Origin of the sequence: Psychrobacter muriicola 2pS (assembly GCF_904846535.1) — a bacterium.
GTDB classification, from domain to species: domain Bacteria; phylum Pseudomonadota; class Gammaproteobacteria; order Pseudomonadales; family Moraxellaceae; genus Psychrobacter; species Psychrobacter aquimaris.
On record NZ_CAJHBC010000004.1, the window covers coordinates 252,312 to 277,054 of the forward strand.

The following is a 24,743-nucleotide window of genomic DNA, read 5'->3' on the forward strand; positions in this document are numbered from 1 at the left end:
ATCGTCAATAAACGGCCCAAATAATGATGAATAATAAATGTAATAGAAAGTTTGGTATGTGCAGGCGTAGCGTGTAAGATTGCTTATACAGTTTGAGACAGTCCGATATTTATGTACATGATAATATTGAGTGATTTTTAACAATATATTAGCAAACAGCAAGGGAAGTTAGCGACCATGATTCTTCAGAAACTATCATTGAATAAATATTCGATTGATAATGGTCAACAAACATATCGTAAATTAAAGATTAAGCATTCATGGGCAGCGACCGAACCAACCACTTTTGATTTTTATCAAACAAATAATATTATTAACGCAAAATAACTAGGTACATATGATGAAAAAACAACCAGCACAGTGGTTACTCAGTGCAGCGTCAGTGGGCATCGCCGGTATTATTCTTACCCAGAGTTATGGGACAGCAATGGCCGACACCAATACTGAAGGCTTCGTACAAACTCCCGAACAAAAAGTCACCACTCGCCAAGTAGCCGCATTGCTGGATCGTAGCCACTATTTAAATCAGCCGCTAGATAGCAAAATGGGCAGCGAGATCTTGTCCATGTATATCGATAGCCTTGACCCAAACCATACCTTGTTTTTACAATCTGATGTGGATGAATTTAAGAAAAAATACGCCGATGAATTTGGGGCTCGTCTCAAGCGTGGCGATTTGTCTGCAGGGGTAGATGTTTTTGAGCGTTATCGCAAACGCTCAAACGAGTATTTTGCGATGGCGAGCAAGATGCTAAAAACGAATCTTGATTTGACGGGTGATGACACTATCGTGCTCGACCGTGAAAAACTCCCCCATTTTAAAACCAAAAAAGAGCAGCGTGATTATTGGGCGCGTCAGCTTAAGTTTCAGCTGATGAGTATTACCTTGGGTCAAGAAGATGAAAAAGCCAAAGAGCAAGTATTCCTGAGCAATCCAGATATTACTCGTGGACAAGATTTGGTACGCAACGACCAACGTACACCAAGCGAGATTTTACAAAATCGTTTATCGCGACAGCAAGAGCAGTTTAAGCGTCTCACAAATGATGAGATTATGGAAACTATCTTAAATACGGCGATGCTGACTTACGATCCGCACAGTAATTATTACGCACCGATTCAAGCCAACGAATTGCAAATTCAATCTAGTTTACAATTAGAAGGCATTGGTGTTTCTATTCGCCCAGACCGTAAAAACCCAGATTATACCCGCATCGTGACCTTAGTCGATGGTGGTCCAGCAGCCAAATCTGGTCAGATTAAACCTAACGATTTGATTATCGGTATCGCCAAAGATGGCGAGAACATGACAGACGTGGTTGGCTGGTCAACGCGTGAGATTGTGAGCTTGATTCGCGGTAAACGTGGCACATCAGTGACCATCAAAGTGCGTCAGCCAAATACCCCTGATGCCAGTGCCCGTAACGTGACGGTGGTTCGTGACATTATTCAACAAGAAGAGTCAGGAGTTACCCAGCGTGTGGTAGAAGTACAGCGTCCTGATATCGATAAAACGCCAAAACGCATCGGTGTACTTGAGATTCCAAGCTTTTATCTGAACTATCGTGCTCGTCGTAATGGTGAGGATTACCGCAGCGTCAGTATCGATACCGAAAAAGCGTTGAAAGAGTTGAATAAAGAAAATATTGATGGCCTCGTGGTTGATTTGCGCAATAATCCAGGTGGTTCATTGGATGAAGTGGCAAAAATGCTTGGCTTCTTTATCAAGAGCGGACCAATGGTGCAAATTCGTGACAATCGCGGCAATATCCAAGTCTACCGTGACGATGATGGCGGCGAGCAACTTTATGATGGTAAAGTGGTCGTTATTACCAACCTAGCATCTGCTTCAGCCAGTGAGATATTTGCCGCGGCTATTCAAGATTACGGTCGTGGTCTAGTGGTTGGTAGTACAACAACGGGTAAAGGTTCAGCCCAGATTCAACTCGATAATTTGGCATTGGGTTCAGCCACTTTAACGCAGCGTAAATTCTATCGCATCACTGGTGGTAGTACACAGAATAAAGGTGTGGTACCTGATGTAGAGTTGGTCAATATCTATGATGATGCCACTTTTGGCGAACGTGCGCAGAAAAATGCGTTACCTTGGGATACCATCAAAACTGCGCCTTACAAGCCTGAAGGTAAGTTCACCGACGATACGCTAGCGACACTTAACCAGCAGTCTAAAATTCGTCAGGAGCAAAACCCACAGTTTGTTTATCTATCAGCGCTAAACAACATTCGCGATATGGAAGATGAGAAAAAACCAGTTCCTTTGGATATCAATAGCCGCCGAGCTAAGATGCAGTTGATTGAAAAGCGTTCATTAGAAGCTGAAAACAAACGTCTTATTGCAACGGGTGAGCGCCCTTATGCCAATTGGAACACCTATCAAGCGGCAATGGATGCAAAATTTGAAGAGCGCAGTCGCATGAAAGCCAAGGAGCGCCCAGAGCTACCTGAAGACGAAGCCTTCATCAATGAAGCGGCCTATATTATGCTGAGCGCTGAACCTAAAGCATTGCTAAGCCCTGAAGAGAAGCTATAAACAGTCAATACTATAGCCAAAACCGCTGTTGATAAAATCCATGTAAGCATATGCTTACATGGATTGACGTTTATACCTCTTACTAACCATGAGGCAATCTGCGATTATAACTGTACGGCACGATTGAACGAAACGGTTCATTGATACTAGGGATTGGTATCTCAAATGTCGCATCAGGGATAGGTGGTTTGCTGATTAGGGATGATAAGGCTGGATGCCTGTCAGTTATAAGATACTCCGGGATTAGGTATCATGTAACGATAACATGGATGGTTAGTGATAAAAGCCGCATAACGCTTGTCGTTATGCGGCTTTGTTACGTCTGCCATATAGTAATTGATAAATGCGACTAACTAATAGCTTCTAATAGATAAATCAATAACAGTGAATAGTTTATAAGCCTATCAGGCTGCTCAATATAAACTGAAAACATCAATGTTTCTAGAAAATGGTTTTTATAAATGATAGACATAAAAAAAGGTCAGTAGACAAAGCCACTGACCTTTTTTATTAAATAGTGGTCTTAATAAAGACTACCATTTAACATCTCACTATACTCTAGAAGAGATTAGTGCTCAACGCCACCAGCGCCATGGACATGACCATGGTTTAGCTCGTCTTCAGTTGCTGCACGTACTTCTTGGATTTCAACATCAAACGTCAAACGCTTACCAGCCAATGGATGGTTTGCATCAACAGTCACTTCTTTGTCGTTTACAGCAGTCACAGTAACTAGCATTACTTGGCCGCCAGCTTCTGACTGAAACTGCATACCAGGCTGGATATCGTCAACGCCTTGGAAGTTATCACGTGGTACATGTTGTACCGCTTGCTCTTGATATTCGCCGTAGCCATCAGCAGGTTCAACAACAGCATTCACTTGTTCGCCAGCAGATTTACCTTCTAGCTGTTGCTCAAGGCCTGGAATGATGTTGCTATGGCCATGCAAATACGCAAGTGGTTGACCTTCTGGTGATTGGTCAAGAATGTTGCCTTCGTCGTCTTTTAGTGTGTAATTGAATTTGACGGCAGTGTCTTTTGCGATAGTAGTCATAAGTTATCCTAAATATATCTATGTAAAAAATTAAATACGGTTGCAATAAACCTAAAAAATCCAATCAGCAAGCCAAATAGCCACGTCATTAGTCAATTATCATCAGTTTATTAAAGTAACTTTAGCAGTTAGCATCTTTAATTGAGATGGCTCATATAACTTTCAAGGTAAAAACAATAAAAAATGCTATTTTATACTGATAAATGGTGTTTTTTATGAAAATAAACACGGTTTTTTGCAGTTTGAAGGCGGAAAATGGATATTCAGGGTTTGCCAGTTGCGTTTTTGGACAAGGGCTTCTACCATAATGATAAAAATAAGGATAAAAAGACCATGACTTCATTTGCCAATAATTTACGCAATCAGCTATCAGATGCCAATAAAATCAACGATCATCATAAATCAAAAGCGGATATCATTTATCGACTCAATTTCGAGCGTTTTTTTGAACACTTGGTTGATGTGTCGCTCAATTTTACGGCAGAGAATGATGCACCTCAACTTTGGCTGCCAGCGTGGATACCCGGTAGTTATCTGATGCGTGAGTTTGCGCGCAACATTACCGCGGTGCATTATCAGGTGTTAGACAGCCAAATCATGGATGACAATACTCACGAGACTTATCGTGCGCATAAAATAGATAAAAACACGTGGCAATTACCAAAAGCTAAGGCAGGGCAAGCCGTTAGCGTCCATTATGAAGTCTACTGCTATGACTTATCGGTACGTACTGCCTATGTCGATCAGCAGCGTTTGTATGGGAATTTCACCTCGTTGGCATTGGCTGTTGAAGGGCAAGAACATCGAGCTGTACAAGCTAGCTTAGTAGTGCCAGCAGCATTTTTAGCAGGTAAAAATGAGAGTCGGCTGCTATTGGCATGTGGTTTGGAGTCTACGCATCTACGTCTTGATGGGCAGCATAGCTACGGATTACAAGCAGGCAGTTATCACGAGTTGATAGATTACCCGTTTGAGATTGCAGAGCAGGATAAGTTTGACTTTATTATTCAAGACAAGATGCATCAGACGCTACACCATCGTTTTTATCTGTCAGGTAAGCACAGCGCCAATATGGGCAGGCTACAGCAGGATGTCACTCAGATCTGTCAGTGCTATCTAGATTGGTTAGGCGATGCGCCATTTAATGATTATACGTTTATGACCTTTGCCAGTGGTCAGGATTATGGTGGACTTGAGCATATCAATTCGACCAGTCTCATTACGCCGCGCCGAGACTTGCCAAGTCTTGATGAGCCAAAAATACCAAGCACCGATTATCAGCGATTTTTGGGTTTATGCAGCCATGAGTATTTTCATTCGTGGTGGGTCAAAACGGTACGCCCAGATGTTATGTTGGATGTCGATTTGCGCCGCGAGGCATTTACACCACTGCTATGGGTATTTGAGGGATTTACTTCGTATATCGATGACTTTATGTTGCAAGCGTCGGGCGTGATTGATAAGCCAAGCTATCTCAAGCTACTGGCTGAGCAAATTAATCGTTACTATCAAACGGCTGGCCGCGCGTATCAAAGCGTTGCAGAGTCGAGCTTTGATGCGTGGATTAAGCTATACCGTAACGATGAAAATACAGGTAATGCTGGTATCAGTTATTACAACAAAGGCGCATTAGTGGCATTATGCTTGGATTTGACGCTGCTCCAAAAGAGCAATGGTCGCTATCGTCTGTTTGATGTGGTCAAGGCTTTTTATACTCAAGCCAAGCAAAACGACAATAAACGCATTGGTATTAATAGTGCTGACATGGGTACAGTCATTGGGCAGTTCATGCCCATAGAGGATTGGGAAGACTTTGAGTATCGTTATGTCAATGGTGTTGAAGAGTTGCCAATCGAAGCGCTGCTGGCGGCAAACGGTATTAACATGCATAGCAATAGCAAAGAGACGGCTGACAAGCATATGCCTTGGGGCATGCGCTGTACTGAGACGCCCGCTGGACTCAAAGTTAATCGTGTGACACGTGCTAGTGTCGCTGCTAGAGCGGGTATTTCAGCGAACGATGTCATTGTGGCGCTTGACGGTATCAAAGCTGACAGTAAACAGTTGGCATTGCTGAGTAATGTTGAGCGCGATATTGAGTGTCATCTTTTTCGCCGCGATGAATTGATGCGTGTCAATGTACTGCCTAAGGCGGCTATTGAGGGGCAACAGCAAGACAGTACCGATAGTAATGTCAATGAGGTTAATAGAGCTACGAATAAAGCATACCCGTATAAAGTGAGCTTGCACGTAGCAAAAGAAAATCAATCGTCAGGAGTCAGTGATAACGCTTCTCCAGCCGATGCGGGCTGGCAAGCATGGCTCAATGCGATAGAGCGTTATCAGAGTTAAATACATTAATGTGAACGTATTTGGTCTAACTATTCTGTCCAATAATTGGCTAAAAATAAAAGCCTTTGCCAAATACTATTATTTGGCAAAGGCTTTGTGTAATAGTTATCAGTCTTTTTTGAGGTTTGTTAAAAATTAACAGGTAAGTCAGTGTCTAATAATTCAACATCTAAGAAGCAGATTGCTCAGATTGCTGATGATTATCCGCTTCATTTGCGCCCTGTGTCTCTTTAGTGTTTTTATCGGTATTAGCGTCTGCAATCCATTGTTGCATACGCGCAATCTCAATCTGTTGGCTATCGATGATATCTTGTGCTAATTGACGCATCTCTTCGTCAGTGCCATATTTCATCTGAATTTTTGCCATCTCTACTGCGCCAATATGATGCGGTAGCATACCACGTGCAAATGCCATGTCAGGCACAGGATCGGCGATACCCAATACCATCTCGCCATTTAAGACATCCATGCTTCTGGCATACGACTGCTGCATCGCTTCGGTATTGGGTTTAGGTTTGGCGGTATCAGGGTGGCTGGCAAGCCATTTATTCAAAATATCGATTTCAGCTTGCTGAGCGGTGATAATCTCTTGCGCCAATTGACGCATCTCTTCATCAGTGCCATATTTCAGCTGGATTTTTGCCATTTCTACTGCACCGCGATGGTGTCCAAGCATCGCTTTAGCAAAGGCCGTATCGGGGTCGTTGTAACCCATACCGATCATCATCTCATCATGCATTCTAGTCATTGACCTTGTATAGTCTCGCAGCACATCGGTCATCTGGCTCTCATCTGCGACATCTTCATCTTTTATGAGGTCATCGTTGACTTCATTTTCGTTTTGACTATCAGTGATGTCAGTGACGGGTGGAGTAACGGTTTCGCCAGAACTTGCCTCGTTATCTTCTGTTGTCGGCTGACAGGCGCTCAGTACCAGCACAGCAGAAATGCTGGTGGCCAACAAGATCCAACGACGAGAAGCAAGCATAACATATCCCTATAATAAAAAATAAAATGATAAGTGGATGAGACTTATGATACCTAAATAATGGTGTACTGAAGCTTAGCAGATAAACCTTGCTCGTTCGAGACGCGATGTTTAGTAAGTCGTAATTGGTTTTAATTGTTATTAAAGCCAATTAGTAGGGCGTATCCTCATTTTAAAAAGGTTGATAAAAATGAGGATGCGTTCTAATAATCAGAAATGCCTAATTGCTGGCAACGCTCACTGTTTAAGTGAATGCGCACAAACTCACCAACTGCTAAGTCACCCAATTCGAACCCTGCTACCGACCAGCGTATCAAACGCAGACAAGGCAGTCCAACCTGCGCCGTCATACGTCTGACTTGGCGATTCTTACCTTCATAAATCGTTAGCATCAGCCATGAGTCTGGCACACTTTTACGCTCACGTATCGGTGGATTACGCGGCCAAAGTGGCATGGGTAATGTCTCTTCACTGACGTGTTTGATATTGGCAGGCAGGGTCTTACCATCTTTGAGAATCACGCCACTTCGAAGCTTATTAAGTTGTTCAGTAGTAGGAACTCCTTCCACTTGCACTAAATAAGTTTTACCCTGTTTGCGCCCCGCGTTGGCTTTTGGTGGATGGGTAATCGCTTTGTTGACTCGTCCATCATCGGTCAAAATCAGCAAGCCTTCTGAGGTGGCATCGAGCCTACCTGCGACTCGTAAAGACTTATCGGTAAAATACTGCGATAGGGTGGTGTGATCATTGTTGCTGTCATCACGAAACTGACTTTGCACCCCATAAGGTTTATTGAATAAAATCAGACTAGAGGTCGACATAAAATGGTGTTTCCTGGATTTGAATCATTCTTTTTTGCGTATTTTGAGGCTAGGGCATGTCCTCAATTCAATCGATTAACCTTTAAATGGGCTAAAAATGGCTAAATTTTGCCAAACATCGTCAAATAGCTTATCAATATCTCGATATTATTTGCGCTACTTTCCTTGTTTGACGGCAATTTATCTCATTTTTATCAGCATTTTTAGAATGAGGACACGCCCTAATAAAACGTTATTTTTTTAAATCAACTCTATAAGCTGTAAATTTGTTGATTTTATATAAATTATCTTTGTCATTTTGCTTGTTATTATAACAGTCTGTGTGGATGCTATTTTGCTAAAGGGATTTTTACAGTATCGTTAAGGCAATAAATAATTATTTAGTGAGTCGCTATTTTACTTATTAATTTTTTAAGTCATTTATTAGCATATCGCAACTTATCTATTGCTCAGAGTTTTTAGTTTAGCTAACCCGCGTTTAAAGCGGTATAAATAATCATAATATAATGGTTAGCATAACAGAATGCCAATGATGCTTGCGATATCTAACATACAACCAAGGAGTTCTATTCATGTCTTATGAGAAGGTTATCGTCCCAAGAGACGGAGAAAAGGTTACCGTAAACGCTGATCTGTCGCTAAATGTCCCCAATCATCCTATCATTCCGTTTGTTGAAGGTGATGGTATCGGTGTGGATATCACGCCTGTCATGATAAAAGTGGTCAATGCAGCAGTAGACAAAGCTTATCATGGCAAAAAATCTATCATTTGGATGGAGGCTTATCTCGGTGAAAAAGCCGCTAAAATATACGATGGTGACTATTTACCAAGCGAGACGCTAGAGATTTTAAAAGACTATGTCATCAGTATCAAAGGGCCTTTAACCACACCAGTTGGCGGTGGTTTTCGCTCGTTGAATGTGGCGGTACGTCAAGAGCTTGACCTCTATGTCTGTCAGCGCCCAGTTCGCTGGTTTGAAGGTGTGCCAAGTCCTGTTCAACATCCTGAGCTGACAGATATGGTCATTTTCCGTGAAAACTCAGAAGATATCTATGCAGGTATCGAATGGAAAGCGGGCAGTGAGGATGCTAAGAAAATCATTAAGTTCTTAAAGGAAGAGATGGGCGTTACGAAGATCCGCTTCGATGATGATTGCGGTATCGGTATCAAGCCAGTATCCAAAGAAGGCTCGCAACGTCTAGTGCGTAAGGCCATTCAGCATGCTATCGATAATGATTTGCCCAGTGTGACCTTGGTACACAAAGGTAATATCATGAAGTTTACCGAAGGGGCATTTAAGGATTGGGGCTATGAGCTGGCTGCAGAACGTTTTGATGCAGAATTATTGGATGGTGGCCCTTGGATGACGATCAAAAATCCAAAAACAGGCAATGATATTATTATCAAAGACGTTATCGCTGATGCCTTTTTACAGCAAATCCTGATGCGTCCTGCGGATTATTCCGTTGTTGCGACACTAAACCTCAATGGGGATTATATCTCAGATGCCCTAGCAGCCGAGGTAGGTGGTATTGGTATCGCACCGGGCGCTAACAAAGGCGGCGCAATTGCGGTTTATGAGGCAACTCATGGCACAGCACCTAAATATGCGGGTCAGAATAAAGTAAATCCTGGCTCATTGATTTTATCCGCTGAGATGATGTTACGAGACATGGGCTGGACAGAAGCAGCTGATCTGATTATCAGTGGTATCCAAGGTGCGATTGCAAATAAAACGGTCACTTATGACTTTGAGCGTCTCATGCCAGATGCTATCTTGCTCAGTACTTCTGAGTTTGGTAAAGCGGTTATCAAGCACATGGATGCCTAAAGATGATATATAGCTGAATTAGCATTTATCAGCACTTTATAGTATTAATAAATGTATTGATATTAATAAAAGTATCAATGAAAATATCAATGTCAAAAAACCATCTATAGTCATGTAGGTGGTTTTTTATTAGTAGTTTTTTGCTGTTTATAAGTGGCATTTTAAAAGTAATATCTTCTGTTTAAAGTAATACTTTCTGTTTAATGATAAAAAAACACCGCTTAAGTCTGAGACCTAAGCGGTGTTTTTATTTTGCCTAAACTGGATTCAAAAGTCTTTATAGATAAAGAAAATTAAGCCCAGTTATCTGCTACGTCGGCACATTACTCAATTACAATGAGGCTAATGCTTCATTGAACAAGGTGCTTGGACGCATGACTTGCTCTGCCAGTTTTTCATCAGCTAAGTAGTAACCTTTGATATCAACAGACTTGCCTTGAGCTTCATTTAGCTCTTTGACGATAGCAGCTTCATTGCTCTCAAGATTTTGTGCAAGCGGCGTAAATTGTGCTTTTAGATCAGCGTCTTGGTCTTGTGCCGCCAGTTCTTGAGCCCAGTACATCGCCAGATAGAAGTGACTACCGCGGTTATCGATCTCACCAGTTTTACGTGAAGGGCCTTTATCATTTAACAGCAGTTTTTCTGTTGCCGTATCCAGCGTATCTGCCAATATTTGGGCTTTGGCATTGTCGTCATGAGTGGCCAGATGCTCTAAAGAGACGGTTAAGGCCAAGAATTCACCCAATGAATCCCAACGTAAATGGTTCTCTTCTAGTAACTGTTGAACGTGCTTAGGTGCAGAACCACCCGCGCCTGTTTCAAACAAACCGCCGCCTTTCATTAATGGTACTACTGACAACATTTTAGCACTTGTGCCAAGCTCTAGGATTGGGAACAAATCCGTTAGGTAATCACGTAAAATATTACCGGTCGCAGAGATGGTATCAAGACCACGGGCAACGCGCTCTAGCGTATAACGCATGGCGCGAACCTGTGACATGATTTCAATGTGCAGGCCTTCGGTGTCGTACTCTTTTAGGTAGGTTTCGACCTTCTTGATTAGCTCGTTTTCGTGTGGGCGGTAAGGGTCTAGCCAAAAGATAACTGGTGTATCTGATTCACGCGCACGGCGCACGGCAAGTTTCACCCAATCTTGGATAGGTTCATCTTTGACTTGGCACATGCGCCAGATGTCACCTTTTTCAACAAACTGCTCAAGCAACACTTCATCAGTTTCTTCGTCAACAATACGAGCCATACCCGAATCGCTCGCTTCGAACGTTTTGTCATGTGAGCCGTATTCTTCTGCTTTTTGTGCCATCAAACCAACGTTAGGCACGGTACCCATCGTAGTTGGATCAAAATTGCCATGCCATTTACAGAAGTTAATCATTTCTTGATAGATACGGGCAAAAGTAGACTCAGGCATAACCGCTTTACAATCATACATTTTGCCATCAGCCCCCCACATTTTGCCGCCTGAACGAATCATCGCAGGCATAGACGCATCAACAATCACGTCACTTGGTGAATGGAAGTTGGTGATACCTTTTGATGAATCAACCATCGCTAGGCGTGGGCGATGCTCTTGACAGGCATGTAAGTCTTGCTCAATTTCTTCACGTTTAGAGGCAGGAAGGGTAGAGATTTTGTCGTATAAATCGGCCATACCGTTATTGACGTTGATGCCTAGCTCGTCAAAGAAAGCGCCATGCTTGTTGAAAGCATCTTTATAATAGGTTTTAACAGCATGCCCGAACACGATAGGATGCGATACTTTCATCATGGTGGCTTTTACATGCAATGAAAACAAGATACCGGCTTCGCGGCAGTCTTCCATTTCGCGCTCATAAAAATCAAGCAATGATTTTTTGCTCATAAACATCAAGTCGATGACTTCTTTATCCAGCAATGAAATGCCTGTTTTGAAGACATTAATAGTGCCATCTTCAGCCACGCGCTCCATACGTACGGTACGCGCTTTATCCAAGGTGATAGATTGCTCACCAGCATAGAAATCACCGCTGTGCATGTGTGATACGTGTGTCTGTGACCATTGCTTCCATTCACCCATAGAGTGTGGATGCTTGCGTGCATAGTTTTTAACCGCTTTTGGCGCGCGGCGGTCTGAGTTGCCTTCACGCAATACTGGGTTAACAGAACTGCCCAAGCTTTTGCCATAACGCTTACGGATCTCTTCTTCTTCTTCTGTCTTAGGATCCTCTGGAAAGTCAGGGATAGCGTAGCCTTTGCTTTGCAACTCTTTGATACAAGCTTTTAGCTGCTGAACAGAAGCACTGATATTAGGCAGTTTAATGATATTGGTGTCTGGATCTTGAGTCAGACGACCCAGCTCAGCTAGATTATCAGGAACACGCTGCTCTTCCGTTAAATAATCTGGGAACTCAGCCAACACACGGGCAGCAACAGAGATATCACTGGTTTCAACTTCGATGCCTGCTGTTTGAGTAAAAGCTTTTACTATCGGCAAAAATGATAAGGTTGCTAGCGCTGGTGCTTCGTCAGTTTTTGTATAAATAATTTTTGACATTTGGTGGACATTCCTTTTGGTTGTAATTAATAATAAGGCTCAAATATAAATTAATAATTCCATGCAGCTCTTACGTAATAATGGACCATGCAATGATACTAAATAGTTTATCGCTAATTTTTTATAGGCAGTCTCTTGGAGACCATCGAGTCTGCTTAGGATTTTTCTGTCGCTAAGCGGGCAGTTTGACTGTCTTGTCTGAACGACCTGCTCATCTGAATGACTTGAAAATAGAGTGCGGACGCTACATTATAGTTAACTGATTATAAATCTGATACGATGTCAATATCGCATAATGAACTATGTGTAGTGTTTTCGGTTGTTTCTAATATGTCTTAATTACATTAAGCTATTAAGAGCCTTATTCTACCAGTCATCTGAAAAAATTTCATCCTTTCTATACAAACACTGCCCGCTAATATTCGTCGTAAAACGATTCCTAATACCGTCATTATTCAAAAAACTGCCAGTCACATCATAGTTATGAGTCATGACTAAGCAATTTTCAATCCTCTTTTAGAAATGAGATGATAAACAAAATCATCTATAAGACTATAGATGACTTTACTGTGATAATAACTATTATCGAGAGCGCATCTTTATCGGTTTTACTCGTCTCATCTGAAAGCTATGAGAGCATAATTGTGACAGAGGATGAGTAGAATTTTGCTAAGCTAGTCGTATACGAAACAAAGTATAAAAAACTACGCCCATAGAAAAATAAATAGTGAGCATTATGAGTTTACAATATGCATTACTCAATGATACCAGCTGGCAGAGTCAAACAGACTGGCAAACGCCCGATACTCCTTTTATGTCATTTGCTTTTTGGCAAGCGCTTGCCGATACGGGCGCGATTGGAGAGCAGGCAGGTTGGCTACCGATATTTATTTTGGTTCATCGTGTCGACGATGACGCTGAGGATACTGCACTACACCCTGTCGCGGTGATGCCAGTATTTATAAAAGGTCATCATCGCGGTGAGTTTGTTTTTGATCATTCATGGGCAGAAGCCTACGCGCGTTATGGTGTGGATTATTATCCAAGGCTGGTCACCAGCGTGCCCTATACACCGATTACGGGTCAGCGGCTATGGTTGGCAAAAGGTGAGACATTAACCACCGATATTATAAAGGCAGCTATCGCGGGCGTCGACGATATTGCTCAGCAAGTGGGTGCCTCAAGCTGGCATGGATTATTCGTCACGCCTGAGCTGGCTACGATTGCGACGGCATCTATGCCTAATGATATTGAGATAGCACATTTGCTAGCAGTTCAGGACAATGGTTTAGAATCACCCGCGCTTGATATGCCCATACTAGAACGACAAGGCTGTCAGTTCTTATGGCAAAATAAAGACTTGCTACAAGACTGCCAACCGTTTGCTGATTTTGAAGCATTCTTAGCGACGCTAAAAGCCAAAAAACGCAAAACTATCCGTGCTGAGCGTCGTAAGGTTGCTGAGCAAGGCATCATATGCCAACGTAAATGCGGTGATGCCATTACCGATGAGGACTGGAAAGCCTTTTATCATTGTTATGTGATGACGTATGCAGTACGTGGACAACAGCCTTATTTAACGATAGATTTTTTTATGATACTGGCAGCGACTATGTCTGAGCACTTAATGCTCGCACAAGCGCTAGATGGCTCTGGAGAAATCATCGCTAGTAGCTTGTTCTTATACGATGATCGCCATAGCGAAAATGCCACTCTTTACGGTCGCTATTGGGGGGCACTGGGTGAGTACGATAGCTTACACTTTGAGCTGTGCTATTATCAAGGTATTGAGTTTGCCATCGAGCAAGGGTTAATATATTTTGATCCAGGTACGCAAGGGGAACATAAGCTGGTTCGTGGCTTTATCCCAACGAAAACGCACTCTATCCACCGTATTTATGACCCACGTTTTGTACCAGCTATCGCCAGTTTTTGCGCCCAAGACCGTGAGCATATGGCGCAGTATCGTCAGCAAGCGTTTGAGGCATTACCCTTTAATGCAGATAATATGCCAGACTTTGATACCAATACTTAGGGGCTGTTTTACACGCCTAACGCTCGTTTTTCTTTTTTATTATTTCACTATTAGCCGTTAACTATGTCCAGCACTCAAGTCTTTTGTCCTACCCATTTATCTCCTCCTAGTGAGCTACTCTCGTGGCTCAATGTCGCAGGCTCTCTCACGGCCGTGTTAGAGGTAAAAGCAGGGCAGCCCTTGCGCGTGGAGCGTAGCTTTGAAGGTTACCGGTTACTGTCATTGGCACAAAAAAAACAGTTGAATATCACAGGTGCCATGCTGAATCGTCCCATGCTAGCATGGGTGCGTGAAGCGCAGCTATATGGAAATGACGCACGCCCGTGGGTGGCCGCGCAAAGTATCTTTCCGTTACCCAGTCTCAAAGGTCACGCCCGCCGTCTGCAGCAGCTCAAAGCCACGCCCATCGGTTACGTATTGTTTAAACGCAGTCGCACCTTGCCCCATCAGCGCTTTATCCAGCGGACAAGTGAGGGCTGGCAACGGCAAACACGTTATGATTGGTATGGTCGCCAGCTGCTGATCAGCGAAACTTTCTTGCCGGCATTTGTCACTACTGACAGTCAAATACCCGTTAAGTAGGCAGTCAATAGATAGATATCACTAATAATTTACTGACCAAAAACATGCTAGGCGAAGTCTGGTATCGGTAAACTGTTTATTTTATTGGCTATTTATCTGCGTTATATCACCATTTAATTTACTCAGCTTTCAGTGAGGTTTTTTTGCGCTCACCGCACAAATTTTCATGTTACACTTAATGTTTAGCGATGATTTTGATGCCAACGCGTATCGAGTTTATTGCCGAATTGGACAAGTTAATAACAGGCCAATTGCCTCTGCTTACTCCTACTTATCTTTGCTAATAGACTCAATTCACAATAATGGTCATACCATAAAACTGAGCGTAGAAGTACCGACGGTACTTTGAGCGACGTTGACACAGTAATCGTTTTATTGTGGGCAGCCTATAAGCTTCTTTTCAATGACAGTCACTACCTAGGACATCACTATGTTTAAAGATATTTCTATCAAAGATTTTGATCCAGTACTTGCTGAAGCGATGGCTGCAGAAAGCGTTCGTCAAGAAAACCATATTGAATTGATTGCGTCTGAAAACTACTGCTCGCAAGCAGTGATGGAAGCGCAAGGCACAGATCTAACCAACAAATATGCTGAAGGCTATCCTGGTAAGCGTTACTATGGTGGTTGTGAGCATGTTGATGTTGTTGAGCAATTGGCCATTGATCGTGCAAAAGAGTTGTTTGGTGCTGAGTACGTCAACGTCCAGCCACACTCAGGTAGTCAAGCAAACTCTGCCGTATTTTTAGCTTTACTTGAAGCAAATGACACCGTACTAGGCATGAGCTTAGACGCTGGTGGTCACTTGACTCATGGCGCACACATCAACTTCTCAGGTCTGAACTACAATGCTGTACAGTACGGATTGGTAGATGGTACTGGTCTTATCGATTATGACCAAGTAGACAGCTTGGCGCGTGAGCACAAGCCAAAAATGATCATTGCTGGTTTTTCAGCGTATTCACAAGTGGTTGATTGGCAGCGTTTCCGTGACATCGCGGATGAAGTCGGCGCGTATTTATTGGTCGATATGGCACACGTAGCTGGTCTGGTCGCTGGTGGTGTTTACCCAAGCCCAGTACCTTTCGCTGATGTGGTCACAACTACCACGCATAAAACCCTACGTGGCCCACGTTCAGGTATGATTTTGGCGCGTGATGAAGTACTTGCCAAAAAACTAAACTCTGCCGTATTCCCAGGCAACCAAGGTGGCCCGTTGATGCATGTCATCGCGGCAAAAGCAGTTTGCTTTAAAGAAGCGTTAGAAGACAACTTCAAAACCTATCAGCAGCAAGTCGTGAAAAACGCACAAGCAATGGCAAAAGTCATCCAAGAGCGCGGCTATGAAATCATCTCTGGTGGTACTGAAAACCATCTCATGCTGATCAGCCTAGTGAAGCAAGAAATGACCGGTAAAGAAGCGGATAAATGGCTTGGTGATGCACATATCACTGTGAACAAAAACGCCGTGCCAAATGATCCAAAATCACCATTCGTAACGTCTGGTATTCGTATCGGTACGCCAGCGATTACTACTCGCGGCTTCAACGAAGCGCAAGCGGCCGATTTGGCAGGTTGGATCTGTGACGTGTTAGACAGCCGCGGTGACGAAGCCGTAGCAACTGAAGTACGCGGTAAAGTAGAAGCAATCTGCAAAGAGTTACCAGTTTACGAAAAAAACCAGTAAGTATTAACTGACTCTTTTTGAGAGCTGTATAACAAAAACCGCTTAGCTTTTGCTAGGCGGTTTTTATTTTTTTAATAAAAGGATAATTTGATGGTGCTACGAATTCATGCTCTTTACCATGTTGATTTTGAAGAGCTCAGCCATATCAAGCAGTGGGCAGATAATCGAGGCCATAGTATTACGGTCACACGTTTTTATAAAAATGAGCCATTACCCGCGCAAGACAGTTTTGATTGGTTAGTCGTTATGGGTGGACCAATGAGCATTCATGATGAAAGTGACTTTCAGTGGCTAGCTGATGAAAAAGCCTTCATTCAGCAAAGTATTAATGACGGAAAAACCGTGATTGGTGTTTGCTTGGGTGCACAACTGATTGCAGATAGTTTGGGGGCGAAAGTTGCGCCATCAGGCATAAAAGAGGTTGGCTGGCTGCCCATTCAATTGACCGAACAGGGGCTTGCGCATCCGCTGCTAGCAGATTTGCCAAAGAATGAATTCACTGTATTTCATTGGCATGGCGATGGTTTTGAATGTCCCAAAGGCGCGACGCCAATTGCAACGTCACATACTTGGGCCAATCAAGGTTTTATTTATCAAACGCCAAAGCATAAAGAATTAGGTACGTGGGTACTGGGCTGGCAATGTCATTTTGAAGTGACTAACAAGAGTATGGTAGATATGGTGTCGCATGGACAGACGTATATACAAGAAGCGATGATTGATCATCCTGAGTCTGTGCAAGCGGCTGATGAGATCCTAGCGCTAGGGGACACGTATATTGTAGATAACAATGTATGGCTATCTACAATGCTAGATAAACTGGCCAAATAATTCAGTGAAACGCGATTAATAATCTGTAGCAGGTGAAAATCCAGTATAAAGAAAAGCGCTAAAATGACAGATGAGCAAACCAGTCAAGATTGTGAGTTTTACTTATCTTACTTACATAATACTCGCTATTGATTACTTAACCTGCGGCCTATCTTTTATACAATCTCATTGAACTGAAGAAAGAACCATTTAGCGTCTGCTAGGTGGTTTTTATTTTTAATAACAGATAAGGAGAATACGATGTCTATTTCTACATCTATGTCATTTTGTTTTTGTAGTGTTCGTGAGGAAAATTTAGCAAGTATGCTCGATGGTGGTATTACGCTGGATGAGCTAAGAGAAAATTGCGACAATCAATACTTGGATGTGAAACAAGCATCTTTTGAACATTATACGGAAGAGTTGATAGAGCTGTTGGGAGAGGGGCATTACGCCTTGTGCGATCTGTTATTTTTGGCAGACAACAGCACGCCTCTGCATGAGCAGCATGACGGACTATTATATGATGTGGCAGTCGTACCTAAGATTGTCAAAGCGTTTGCAGCGACAGACTTAAAAAAATTGGTACATGATATCGGTTACCACGAAGCAGATAGCCAAGAAGGTTTGAATGCGTTTCTTGAGAATTTAAATCATGTTCATGAGTTATTTGAGTTTGCAGAAGAGAACAAGCTCAATGTGATTGGGTTTACGCTTTAGTATATAAAAATTTGCTTTAAGTATTTGTTACTTGAAGTATTTTAAAACTTGAGCGTCTTAGTTTGATGTGAAAAACTGCTTAGCATTTGCTAGGCGGTTTTTTGTGCGTCGCTTAAGATGATTGCTAATCTTTCTTCAACGCATGACTGTCTTCTAATATACCCATAAACCTCTCATATAGCCAAGGTTCAGCATCATCGATGGCTTGGTTATATATTTTAGAGCCGATCAAGTCCACCATAAAATCGAATAAGAACTTGGCAGGCAAATTACCGATATCCAAATCAAACTCTTCGCTCATATAATCTCTTAAACTATCTAACAGCGCTTCTTCCTCTTCCTTCGATAACTTGATAAGTTTGTCTTTACTCATATCACTCTCTCAATACTAGGTAATGACCTAGGTTAGTTCAATCATACTTTTATAGGAAGGTTGAATAACCAATAAAAAAGGCTGGATTACGATAGCGTAGCCCAGCCTTATTCAGGTTAATTCGACTTTATTGCTTATCAAATCACATAAACGGCAGTTTAGTAAATATCTGCAAGATCGTCGCGTTGACGATATCGACAAAGAATGCACCAACCATTGGCACAATCAAAAACGCCTTAGGTGAAGGCAGATAGCGATCCGTGACCGCCTGCATATTGGCAATCGCCGTTGGAGTTGCACCCATACCGAAACCACAATGTCCGGCTGACAAGACCGCTGCATCGTAGTCTTTACCCATTACTTTAAAGGTTATGAAATAGACATAAACAATCATGATGACCGTCTGTACCAGCAAGATAACCAATACAGGGCCTGCTAGATCAGTCAACTGCCATAGCTTTAAGGATAGCAGCGCCATGGCTAAGAATAGACTCAAAGAAGCGTTACCGAATACATCGATAGAGCGATCAAACATATCAAAATTAAAGATAGTGGTTAAGACATTACGAATAATCACACCACCTGCCAACGCCCAAACGAAAGTAGGTAGCTCAAACCATGTGCCTTGGGCAACAAGTGTCATGACATCAGCGAAGGCCAACGCTGCTGCGAATAATGCCAAGGTTTCGATAGTAGATGAGGCGGTGATAAAGCGCATGCTATCAGGTCTTTCGAAAATTTCTTTATTGCTACTCGCTGAATCTTCATCATGTTTGGTGCTATACAACGACTGCGCCCCAGCGACTTTTTCGATGTCACTAGGATTGGGATTGGCGGGCGTTGGTTTTAATCCCAACTTTTGAATCAGGCGACGGGCCACAGGACCGCCAATGATACCACCAGCGACTAAGCCATAGGTGGCAACGGCGATACCAAGTGTCGTTGCACCGACCACACCGTAATCCTGCTCCAAGGTGATACCCCAAGCGCCTGCCGTACCGTGACCACCAGTCAGGGCGATAGAACCTGTTACTAACCCAAGCAGTGGATCAAGTCCCAACGCGCTTGCCATGGCCACACCGACGACATCTTGCAAGACGATGAAGACTGATACAACGATGGTAAAAATCAACAATGGCGTACCACCAGCTTTGAGTCTGCTAAAATCAGCACTCAAGCCAATAGAGGCAAAAAACATCAGCATGGTAGCCGTTTGTAATCCTTGATGAAAGTTAAAACTATATCCCCAAATGATATTTAGAACATAGACAACTATTGCCGCGACCAAACCACCAGCAACAGGCTCTGGAATGTTAAAATCTTCTAAGAATTTAATTCTCTTGACCAAAAAGCGCCCAAGCAGTAGCACTAGAGTGGCTAATATCAGCGTGTAATAGCCGTTTAGGGTAATTTCCATATATTAATCCTTTCTATAAAAATAAATTAACCTGAATGCGAGATAAATATGGTTTTATCTCGCATTCAGGTTTGTGTGATGATTGGCGACTAGGCATCATCCACGGACGGCATAATAACCCATAATTGTGGCTTACCAAAATCTCTGTAGGCATCTTCAATGATGCTTTTAAAGACATTAAAATCTTCGGTGTTTATTTTTTTCACCGCTGTTAGATCCAGCATTAGATGAGTCACTTCGCTATCCGTTAAGCAGTCCCATGCACTATCCCAGTTATGTGAAAAATAGCTGGGAAAATCACAGGCATTGGCTAAGTTTGTTAATAATGTGGTTTTATTAAGTATGTCGTTTATAGGTATGTTAACAGCCTGAGCGGGCATGCTAGCATTTAGTGCTGTAGCGTTTTGGTTACTGTTTTGGTCAACACTCAGGTTCATATAGTGGATGGCTTTACTCATATTATTTTACGTCCAGTCTGCGAAAGCTATCATAGTGATCAACGGTTAAGTAATACACGGTCGGTGGATGGCCACCTGTGACGATACGCCGTGCGCCGCGATGAGATACGCCAGGGGTAGGCACAGTATATTCGCGGTAGTAGCCTTGCGACTGCGTGGGTAATCTGCCCTCACGATTATAAAATGTTGTGCCATCCTTATGCGGATAAGGAAAAGGACCGCCTCGTTGGATAAGAGCAATGGTATTGTCTATCTGAGCATCGCCCGTGACGCCGCCTGTATTTTCTGGCTGCATCTCGGATGAGGTTTGTGATGTCGTTGTTAAACCAGTACTATCGGTCAAAAACCCAGATGATAAATCCCCAAAGAAATAAACAGCGACAGCAATAAGGGCAATCAAACTAAATAGGGTAGAGCCTAAGCTTCTCTTGTTTTGATTGCCGCTCTGATGATGGCGATTGTCGCTCTGATGATGGCGATTGTCGCTCTGATGATGGCGATTGTCGCTCTGATGATGGCGATTGTCGCTCTGATGATGGCGATTGTCGCTCTGATGATGGCGATTGTCGCGGGTGGTGTGTCGCGAGTTTTTTTTATTATCAATAGAGTGGTTTCGGCTATCAGTATTTGAACGGTGATGCGTTATATTTGAGTCTGGAGTGGCTAAAATACTCAATTCATTGGAAGTGACTTCAGTGGCCCGTAGTTGGTTTTTATCATTACGCTTACTATTAAAGCAGACGCTTTGACCGACGGTTATTGGCTGTGATAATCGCACTTTACTCACATGAAAAAACACGTCTTCACTTTGATTGTCCACATCGATAAAGCCATAGCCTTTATCTGAATTCCAGTGCTTGATTTTACCACTCTGCATAAGCCCACTTTCCTATAGCATGTTTTTGTTATCTTGCCGCAAGACTTCTACCATACGCCATGGTTTTGATGCCGCATATATAACATATTTGACACTACTAAAAAACGCCAGCAATTGAGCTGGCGTTTTTTGTGGATTATACGTTAAATTAGAGAATGAATGATAGGCTAAGCGGTAAGACGTTAAGCGCGAGTCTCACCATGACCATACACGATCCATTTTTGTGAGGTCAGACCTTCAAGTCCTACTGGGCCACGAGCGTGGATTTTATCGGTCGAGATGCCAATCTCAGCACCCAATCCATACTCAAAGCCATCGGCAAAACGGCTAGAGGCGTTAATCATAACGCTCGCCGAGTCGACTTCACGGATGAAACGTTGCGACTTGGTATAGTTGTCGGTAATGATAACGTCAGTATGATGGCTGCCATGAGTATTGATATGTTCAATGGCTTCGTCAATACCTGACAAGACTTTTACCGCTAAGATAGGCGCTAAATATTCGGTATCCCAATCCTCAGCAGTGGCTGCAGACAAATGACCAGCAAGCTTAGCATTATCATTTAAGATAGCTTGCGACTTGTCATCAAGGCGCAACTGCATCGCATCATCAGCGGCGATGATGGCTTCAGCAATCTTTGGTAAGAGCTCATTGGCGACTGATTCATCGACCAATAGCGTCTCCATGGTATTACACGTACCGTAGCGATGGGTTTTTGCATTGACGCTGACTTTGATGGCGATTTCGGCATCCGCATCACTATCGATAAAGGTATGGCAGTTACCATCTAAATGCTTGATGACAGGAACGCGAGCATCGCGGCTGATACGCTCAATCAACCCTTTGCCACCGCGTGGAACGATGACATCGACATAATCTGTCATGGTGATAAGCTCACCGACAGCAGCACGATCCGTCGTTTGTAATACCTGCACGCTGTGCTCAGATAGCCCGACTTTTTGTAGACCTTCCAAGATACACTTGGCAATCGCTTGGTTGGATTCAAACGCTTCAGAGCCGCCGCGCAAGATAATAGCGTTGCCTGATTTTAGCGCCAATGAAGCAGCTTCTAAAGTCACGTTAGGGCGCGACTCATAAATCATGCCAACCACGCCGAGTGGCACCCGCATTTTCCCCAAATGAATCCCTGATGGCTGATAGGTCATGTCAGTGACTTCGCCGATAGGATCTGGTAATGAGGCGACGTCTTTTAACCCTTGGAGCATGCCGTCAAAGCGGGCATCATTTAGCTCTAAGCGATCCAGTAAGGCTGCCTCTAAATCGTTGTTTTGTCCATTATCCATATCGATTTTATTGGCCGCTAAAATATCTGATTTGGCATCTTTTAACACATCATGAATTGCCATTAATGCTGAGTTTTTGTCACCAGTGTTTGCTGCAGCCAGCACACGCGAAGCTGCTCGTGCTTGTTTGCCGACAGATTGCATATAGGCAGTAACGTCTGTGGTATTCGATTGACTCATAAATTATTTTCCTTATGGTTATAAATGTTTTAAACAAATGAAAGCGCCCAAAAAGGCGAAAGTGTGGCAAAAAGATGATTTAGATACCTGTGAGGTATTATGCTATTTAACATAGAGGAGATTGAGGCGATAGTAAAGATGATTTTGTGAACAGCGCCTGTTTTACATAGCGTTTATGCGCATTATCGTCGCCTCATTTTACTGATTTTACCTTTACTTAGTCCTTGCCACTTCATGATACAGGTATCGTTTTAGATAAAGGGAAAACACATTTTTGCGGTTACGTGCCTTTAACAGAACTGCGCTGTAACTACTAAGGTAGCGATAATTAATCATACGTATAGTAGGGCTTAATACTGTAAGAGAAAGCAATTAAGATACAGACATTAATGTATGAATGGCTGCTGATAAAGCAAATATCAATTCAATAAATTAAATAACAATGGAGAATAAAAATGGCCATTAGCAATGACAATGCCGAAAACACCATGCGTAAGAACTGGTTGACAGTTGGTTTGGTCGCCGCCGCATTGACATTGGGTGCTTGCGGTAAAAAAGATGAAGCCCCTATGGAAACCGCCTCAGCCGTTGATGCACAAACAGCAGTAGAGGAAGAGGCTACTGGCGTTGCGATAGCAGGCGCTGGCGATGATATTGCAGTTGCTAGCGCCAATGATGGCATGGCAGTGGGTAATAATGACGATGTAGCGGTGGCAACAGCAGATGACGCAGAAGTGCTGGATGGCACTGAGAGCGAAGAACATGTCTCGACGTATTAAGTCGCTACTGGGAATAATACTTAATAGTATTTTTGATTAACTTGCTATGTATATTGCGACTGCTGGCGTGATTAAACGGTTGTCACAAATGGATGATATAAGACGATAAAATTGGATAATCAGATAAAACAACGCCCAGTACACGAAAGTGATAAAATAAGGCTCAGTGCTGTAAATACAGTCTGGGCTTTTTTATGTTAGCTATTTAATGGTGTATTTGTATTTATTTACCACTTATTAAGTATTGATTGATGGGCTGGTTCAATACAGGATTTGCCTTTTTGTTGTGTAATAAGAGACAATGTGTCATTTTTTCTCTTTATGTCACGAATCATCGCCTTATCACGATAATGCTATGATCAATGCTGATATTATCTACGCCGCTATTTTTTTTATTTTTATTCGTGTTTTCACTCATATTTATTGGAAGTCTGCTAAACCATGCTTGATATTGCAAAAGATCCGACTCGGCCTATCGCCCTAGACCTACAAGACATCCATAAAAGCTACGGCTCATTAGCAGTGCTAAAAGGGGTGTCTCTTACCGCATACGACGGTGATGTTATCTCTATTTTGGGTTCATCAGGCTCAGGTAAATCTACCTTGTTGCGCTGCATTAATTTGCTCGAAAAGCCCAATCAAGGTCGTATTATTATCGGTAATGATGAGCTGATGCTCAAGCCTGCTAAGTCAGGTGAGCTGCAAGCGGTCGATATCAAGCAATTGGAAAACTTGCGCGCGCGCGTGGGTTTTGTTTTCCAAAACTTTAACTTATGGCCGCATAAAACGATCTTGCAAAACATCATCGAAGGGCCGACGCAGGTTTTAAAGATTAAAAAAGATCAAGCGATCAGTGATGCAGAAAAACTGCTCGATAAAGTTGGTCTGCTTGATAAGAAAGACGCGTATCCAGCGAATTTGTCTGGCGGACAGCGTCAGCGTGTGGCGATTGCCCGTGCGCTTGCCATGCAGCCACAGGTGCTGCTGTTCGATGAGCCCACCTCAGCCTTAGATCCTGAGCTGGTCAATGAAGTGCTCGCCGTCATGCGTGAGTTGGCAGAAGAGGGGCGCACCATGCTTATTGTCACCCATGAGATGCGTTTTGCGAGAGAAGTATCAAGCAAAGTGGTGTTCTTGCATCAAGGCGTGATTGAAGAGATTGGCACGCCCGAGCAAGTTTTTGATAATCCTACCTCTGAGCGTGTCAAAGACTTTATGGCATCGCATCGTCAGAACTAGCCTTGTATTCAGCGTCATTTATATATTCAAACATGGGGTGGTAATATTCTTACCATCCTATCGTCGTTTTATCTTAAGCATAAAATTACTGCTTAGTAAGCAGCGTTGACTGTTTATTACTCGTTAATAACAG

The 24,743-nt window shown here is 42.9% G+C and carries 19 protein-coding genes; 10 read left to right on the forward strand and 9 right to left on the reverse strand.

Annotated elements, in window-relative coordinates; genetic code table 11:
* Positions 1-340 precede the first annotated feature (340 nt).
* Entirely contained in the window at positions 341-2,551 is a 2,211-nt protein-coding gene (locus JMX93_RS07960; RefSeq protein WP_443517918.1) for a carboxy terminal-processing peptidase, read from the forward strand.
* 568 nt (positions 2,552-3,119) lie between these two features.
* On the opposite strand, the gene JMX93_RS07965 is transcribed toward JMX93_RS07960, so the two are convergent.
* Entirely contained in the window at positions 3,120-3,605 is a 486-nt protein-coding gene (locus tag JMX93_RS07965) for an FKBP-type peptidyl-prolyl cis-trans isomerase (protein ID WP_193012469.1), read from the reverse strand.
* Between the two features lie 333 nt (positions 3,606-3,938).
* Here JMX93_RS07965 and JMX93_RS07970 point away from each other — a divergent pair, with 333 nt between their 5' ends.
* Positions 3,939-5,957: a M61 family metallopeptidase gene (locus JMX93_RS07970; protein WP_443517986.1), complete on the forward strand. Its 2,019-nt coding sequence runs from the start codon at positions 3,939-3,941 to the stop codon at positions 5,955-5,957.
* Positions 5,958-6,126: 169 nt separating this feature from the next.
* Here the strand turns inward: JMX93_RS07970 and copM are convergent, their stop codons facing one another.
* Together copM and JMX93_RS07980 are read right to left on the reverse strand one after the other, a co-directional pair.
* Positions 6,127-6,945 carry a CopM family metallochaperone gene (copM, locus tag JMX93_RS07975; RefSeq protein WP_443517919.1) on the reverse strand — a complete coding sequence of 273 codons (819 nt, stop codon included), beginning with the start codon at positions 6,943-6,945 and terminating at the stop codon, positions 6,127-6,129.
* Between the two features lie 203 nt (positions 6,946-7,148).
* Positions 7,149-7,766 carry a pseudouridine synthase gene (locus JMX93_RS07980; RefSeq protein WP_198332536.1) on the reverse strand — a complete coding sequence of 206 codons (618 nt, stop codon included), beginning with the start codon at positions 7,764-7,766 and terminating at the stop codon, positions 7,149-7,151.
* A gap of 572 nt (positions 7,767-8,338) precedes the next feature.
* Between JMX93_RS07980 and icd the strand changes: the two genes are divergently transcribed.
* Positions 8,339-9,598 (forward strand): NADP-dependent isocitrate dehydrogenase, encoded by a 1,260-nt coding sequence (gene icd / locus JMX93_RS07985; RefSeq protein WP_443517920.1) that lies wholly within the window; start codon positions 8,339-8,341, stop codon positions 9,596-9,598.
* A 331-nt stretch (positions 9,599-9,929) separates the two neighbouring features.
* On the opposite strand, the gene JMX93_RS07990 is transcribed toward icd, so the two are convergent.
* Positions 9,930-12,149 carry an NADP-dependent isocitrate dehydrogenase gene (locus JMX93_RS07990; RefSeq protein WP_198332534.1) on the reverse strand — a complete coding sequence of 740 codons (2,220 nt, stop codon included), beginning with the start codon at positions 12,147-12,149 and terminating at the stop codon, positions 9,930-9,932.
* A gap of 736 nt (positions 12,150-12,885) precedes the next feature.
* Between JMX93_RS07990 and JMX93_RS07995 the strand changes: the two genes are divergently transcribed.
* The 5 genes from JMX93_RS07995 to JMX93_RS08015 all read left to right on the forward strand — a co-directional run bounded on the left by JMX93_RS07995 (position 12,886) and on the right by JMX93_RS08015 (position 17,983).
* Complete coding sequence (locus JMX93_RS07995) at positions 12,886-14,184, forward strand: GNAT family N-acetyltransferase (RefSeq protein WP_198332533.1); 1,299 nt, start codon at positions 12,886-12,888, stop codon at positions 14,182-14,184.
* A 63-nt stretch (positions 14,185-14,247) separates the two neighbouring features.
* Entirely contained in the window at positions 14,248-14,766 is a 519-nt protein-coding gene (locus JMX93_RS08000; protein ID WP_443517921.1) for a chorismate--pyruvate lyase family protein, read from the forward strand.
* 430 nt (positions 14,767-15,196) lie between these two features.
* On the forward strand, positions 15,197-16,453 hold the full coding sequence (gene glyA / locus JMX93_RS08005) for a serine hydroxymethyltransferase (protein ID WP_193012461.1): 1,257 nt from the start codon (positions 15,197-15,199) through the stop codon (positions 16,451-16,453).
* A 90-nt stretch (positions 16,454-16,543) separates the two neighbouring features.
* Positions 16,544-17,284 (forward strand): type 1 glutamine amidotransferase, encoded by a 741-nt coding sequence (locus tag JMX93_RS08010; RefSeq protein ID WP_499204392.1) that lies wholly within the window; start codon positions 16,544-16,546, stop codon positions 17,282-17,284.
* A 240-nt stretch (positions 17,285-17,524) separates the two neighbouring features.
* A complete protein-coding gene (locus JMX93_RS08015; RefSeq protein ID WP_198332530.1) occupies positions 17,525-17,983 on the forward strand; it encodes a hypothetical protein in 459 nt (152 codons plus the stop codon).
* Positions 17,984-18,107: 124 nt separating this feature from the next.
* On the opposite strand, the gene JMX93_RS08020 is transcribed toward JMX93_RS08015, so the two are convergent.
* From JMX93_RS08020 to JMX93_RS08040, 5 genes are all read right to left on the reverse strand, one after another.
* Positions 18,108-18,356 carry a DUF2164 domain-containing protein gene (locus JMX93_RS08020; RefSeq protein ID WP_499204393.1) on the reverse strand — a complete coding sequence of 83 codons (249 nt, stop codon included), beginning with the start codon at positions 18,354-18,356 and terminating at the stop codon, positions 18,108-18,110.
* A gap of 142 nt (positions 18,357-18,498) precedes the next feature.
* Positions 18,499-19,773: a sodium/glutamate symporter gene (gene gltS, locus JMX93_RS08025; RefSeq protein WP_193012457.1), complete on the reverse strand. Its 1,275-nt coding sequence runs from the start codon at positions 19,771-19,773 to the stop codon at positions 18,499-18,501.
* Between the two features lie 89 nt (positions 19,774-19,862).
* Complete coding sequence (locus JMX93_RS08030; protein ID WP_499204394.1) at positions 19,863-20,231, reverse strand: barstar family protein; 369 nt, start codon at positions 20,229-20,231, stop codon at positions 19,863-19,865.
* A gap of 1 nt (position 20,232) precedes the next feature.
* The gene (locus tag JMX93_RS08035; protein ID WP_499204395.1) at positions 20,233-21,108 is read right to left on the reverse strand and encodes a ribonuclease domain-containing protein; all 876 of its coding nucleotides are present in this window, start codon (positions 21,106-21,108) and stop codon (positions 20,233-20,235) included.
* A 182-nt stretch (positions 21,109-21,290) separates the two neighbouring features.
* The gene (locus JMX93_RS08040) at positions 21,291-22,592 is read right to left on the reverse strand and encodes a glutamate-5-semialdehyde dehydrogenase (protein WP_499204396.1); all 1,302 of its coding nucleotides are present in this window, start codon (positions 22,590-22,592) and stop codon (positions 21,291-21,293) included.
* A 455-nt stretch (positions 22,593-23,047) separates the two neighbouring features.
* Between JMX93_RS08040 and JMX93_RS08045 the strand changes: the two genes are divergently transcribed.
* Both JMX93_RS08045 and JMX93_RS08050 read left to right on the forward strand, forming a co-directional pair.
* A complete protein-coding gene (locus tag JMX93_RS08045) occupies positions 23,048-23,371 on the forward strand; it encodes a hypothetical protein (protein WP_499204397.1) in 324 nt (107 codons plus the stop codon).
* Positions 23,372-23,812: 441 nt separating this feature from the next.
* Positions 23,813-24,610, forward strand: a complete 798-nt coding sequence (locus JMX93_RS08050) for an ABC transporter ATP-binding protein (RefSeq protein ID WP_193012452.1) — start codon at positions 23,813-23,815, stop codon at positions 24,608-24,610.
* Positions 24,611-24,743 lie beyond the last annotated feature (133 nt).

Coding starts and splice junctions, on each gene's coding strand:
- JMX93_RS07960 (WP_443517918.1), top strand. CDS start 341: ATGAAAAAACAACCAGCACAGTGGTTACTCAGTGCAGCGTCAGTGGGC.
- JMX93_RS07965 (WP_193012469.1), bottom strand. CDS start 3,605: ATGACTACTATCGCAAAAGACACTGCCGTCAAATTCAATTACACACTA.
- JMX93_RS07970 (WP_443517986.1), top strand. CDS start 3,939: ATGACTTCATTTGCCAATAATTTACGCAATCAGCTATCAGATGCCAAT.
- copM (WP_443517919.1), bottom strand. CDS start 6,945: ATGCTTGCTTCTCGTCGTTGGATCTTGTTGGCCACCAGCATTTCTGCT.
- JMX93_RS07980 (WP_198332536.1), bottom strand. CDS start 7,766: ATGTCGACCTCTAGTCTGATTTTATTCAATAAACCTTATGGGGTGCAA.
- icd (WP_443517920.1), top strand. CDS start 8,339: ATGTCTTATGAGAAGGTTATCGTCCCAAGAGACGGAGAAAAGGTTACC.
- JMX93_RS07990 (WP_198332534.1), bottom strand. CDS start 12,149: ATGTCAAAAATTATTTATACAAAAACTGACGAAGCACCAGCGCTAGCA.
- JMX93_RS07995 (WP_198332533.1), top strand. CDS start 12,886: ATGAGTTTACAATATGCATTACTCAATGATACCAGCTGGCAGAGTCAA.
- JMX93_RS08000 (WP_443517921.1), top strand. CDS start 14,248: ATGTCCAGCACTCAAGTCTTTTGTCCTACCCATTTATCTCCTCCTAGT.
- glyA (WP_193012461.1), top strand. CDS start 15,197: ATGTTTAAAGATATTTCTATCAAAGATTTTGATCCAGTACTTGCTGAA.
- JMX93_RS08010 (WP_499204392.1), top strand. CDS start 16,544: ATGGTGCTACGAATTCATGCTCTTTACCATGTTGATTTTGAAGAGCTC.
- JMX93_RS08015 (WP_198332530.1), top strand. CDS start 17,525: ATGTCTATTTCTACATCTATGTCATTTTGTTTTTGTAGTGTTCGTGAG.
- JMX93_RS08020 (WP_499204393.1), bottom strand. CDS start 18,356: ATGAGTAAAGACAAACTTATCAAGTTATCGAAGGAAGAGGAAGAAGCG.
- gltS (WP_193012457.1), bottom strand. CDS start 19,773: ATGGAAATTACCCTAAACGGCTATTACACGCTGATATTAGCCACTCTA.
- JMX93_RS08030 (WP_499204394.1), bottom strand. CDS start 20,231: ATGAGTAAAGCCATCCACTATATGAACCTGAGTGTTGACCAAAACAGT.
- JMX93_RS08035 (WP_499204395.1), bottom strand. CDS start 21,108: ATGCAGAGTGGTAAAATCAAGCACTGGAATTCAGATAAAGGCTATGGC.
- JMX93_RS08040 (WP_499204396.1), bottom strand. CDS start 22,592: ATGAGTCAATCGAATACCACAGACGTTACTGCCTATATGCAATCTGTC.
- JMX93_RS08045 (WP_499204397.1), top strand. CDS start 23,048: ATGGCCATTAGCAATGACAATGCCGAAAACACCATGCGTAAGAACTGG.
- JMX93_RS08050 (WP_193012452.1), top strand. CDS start 23,813: ATGCTTGATATTGCAAAAGATCCGACTCGGCCTATCGCCCTAGACCTA.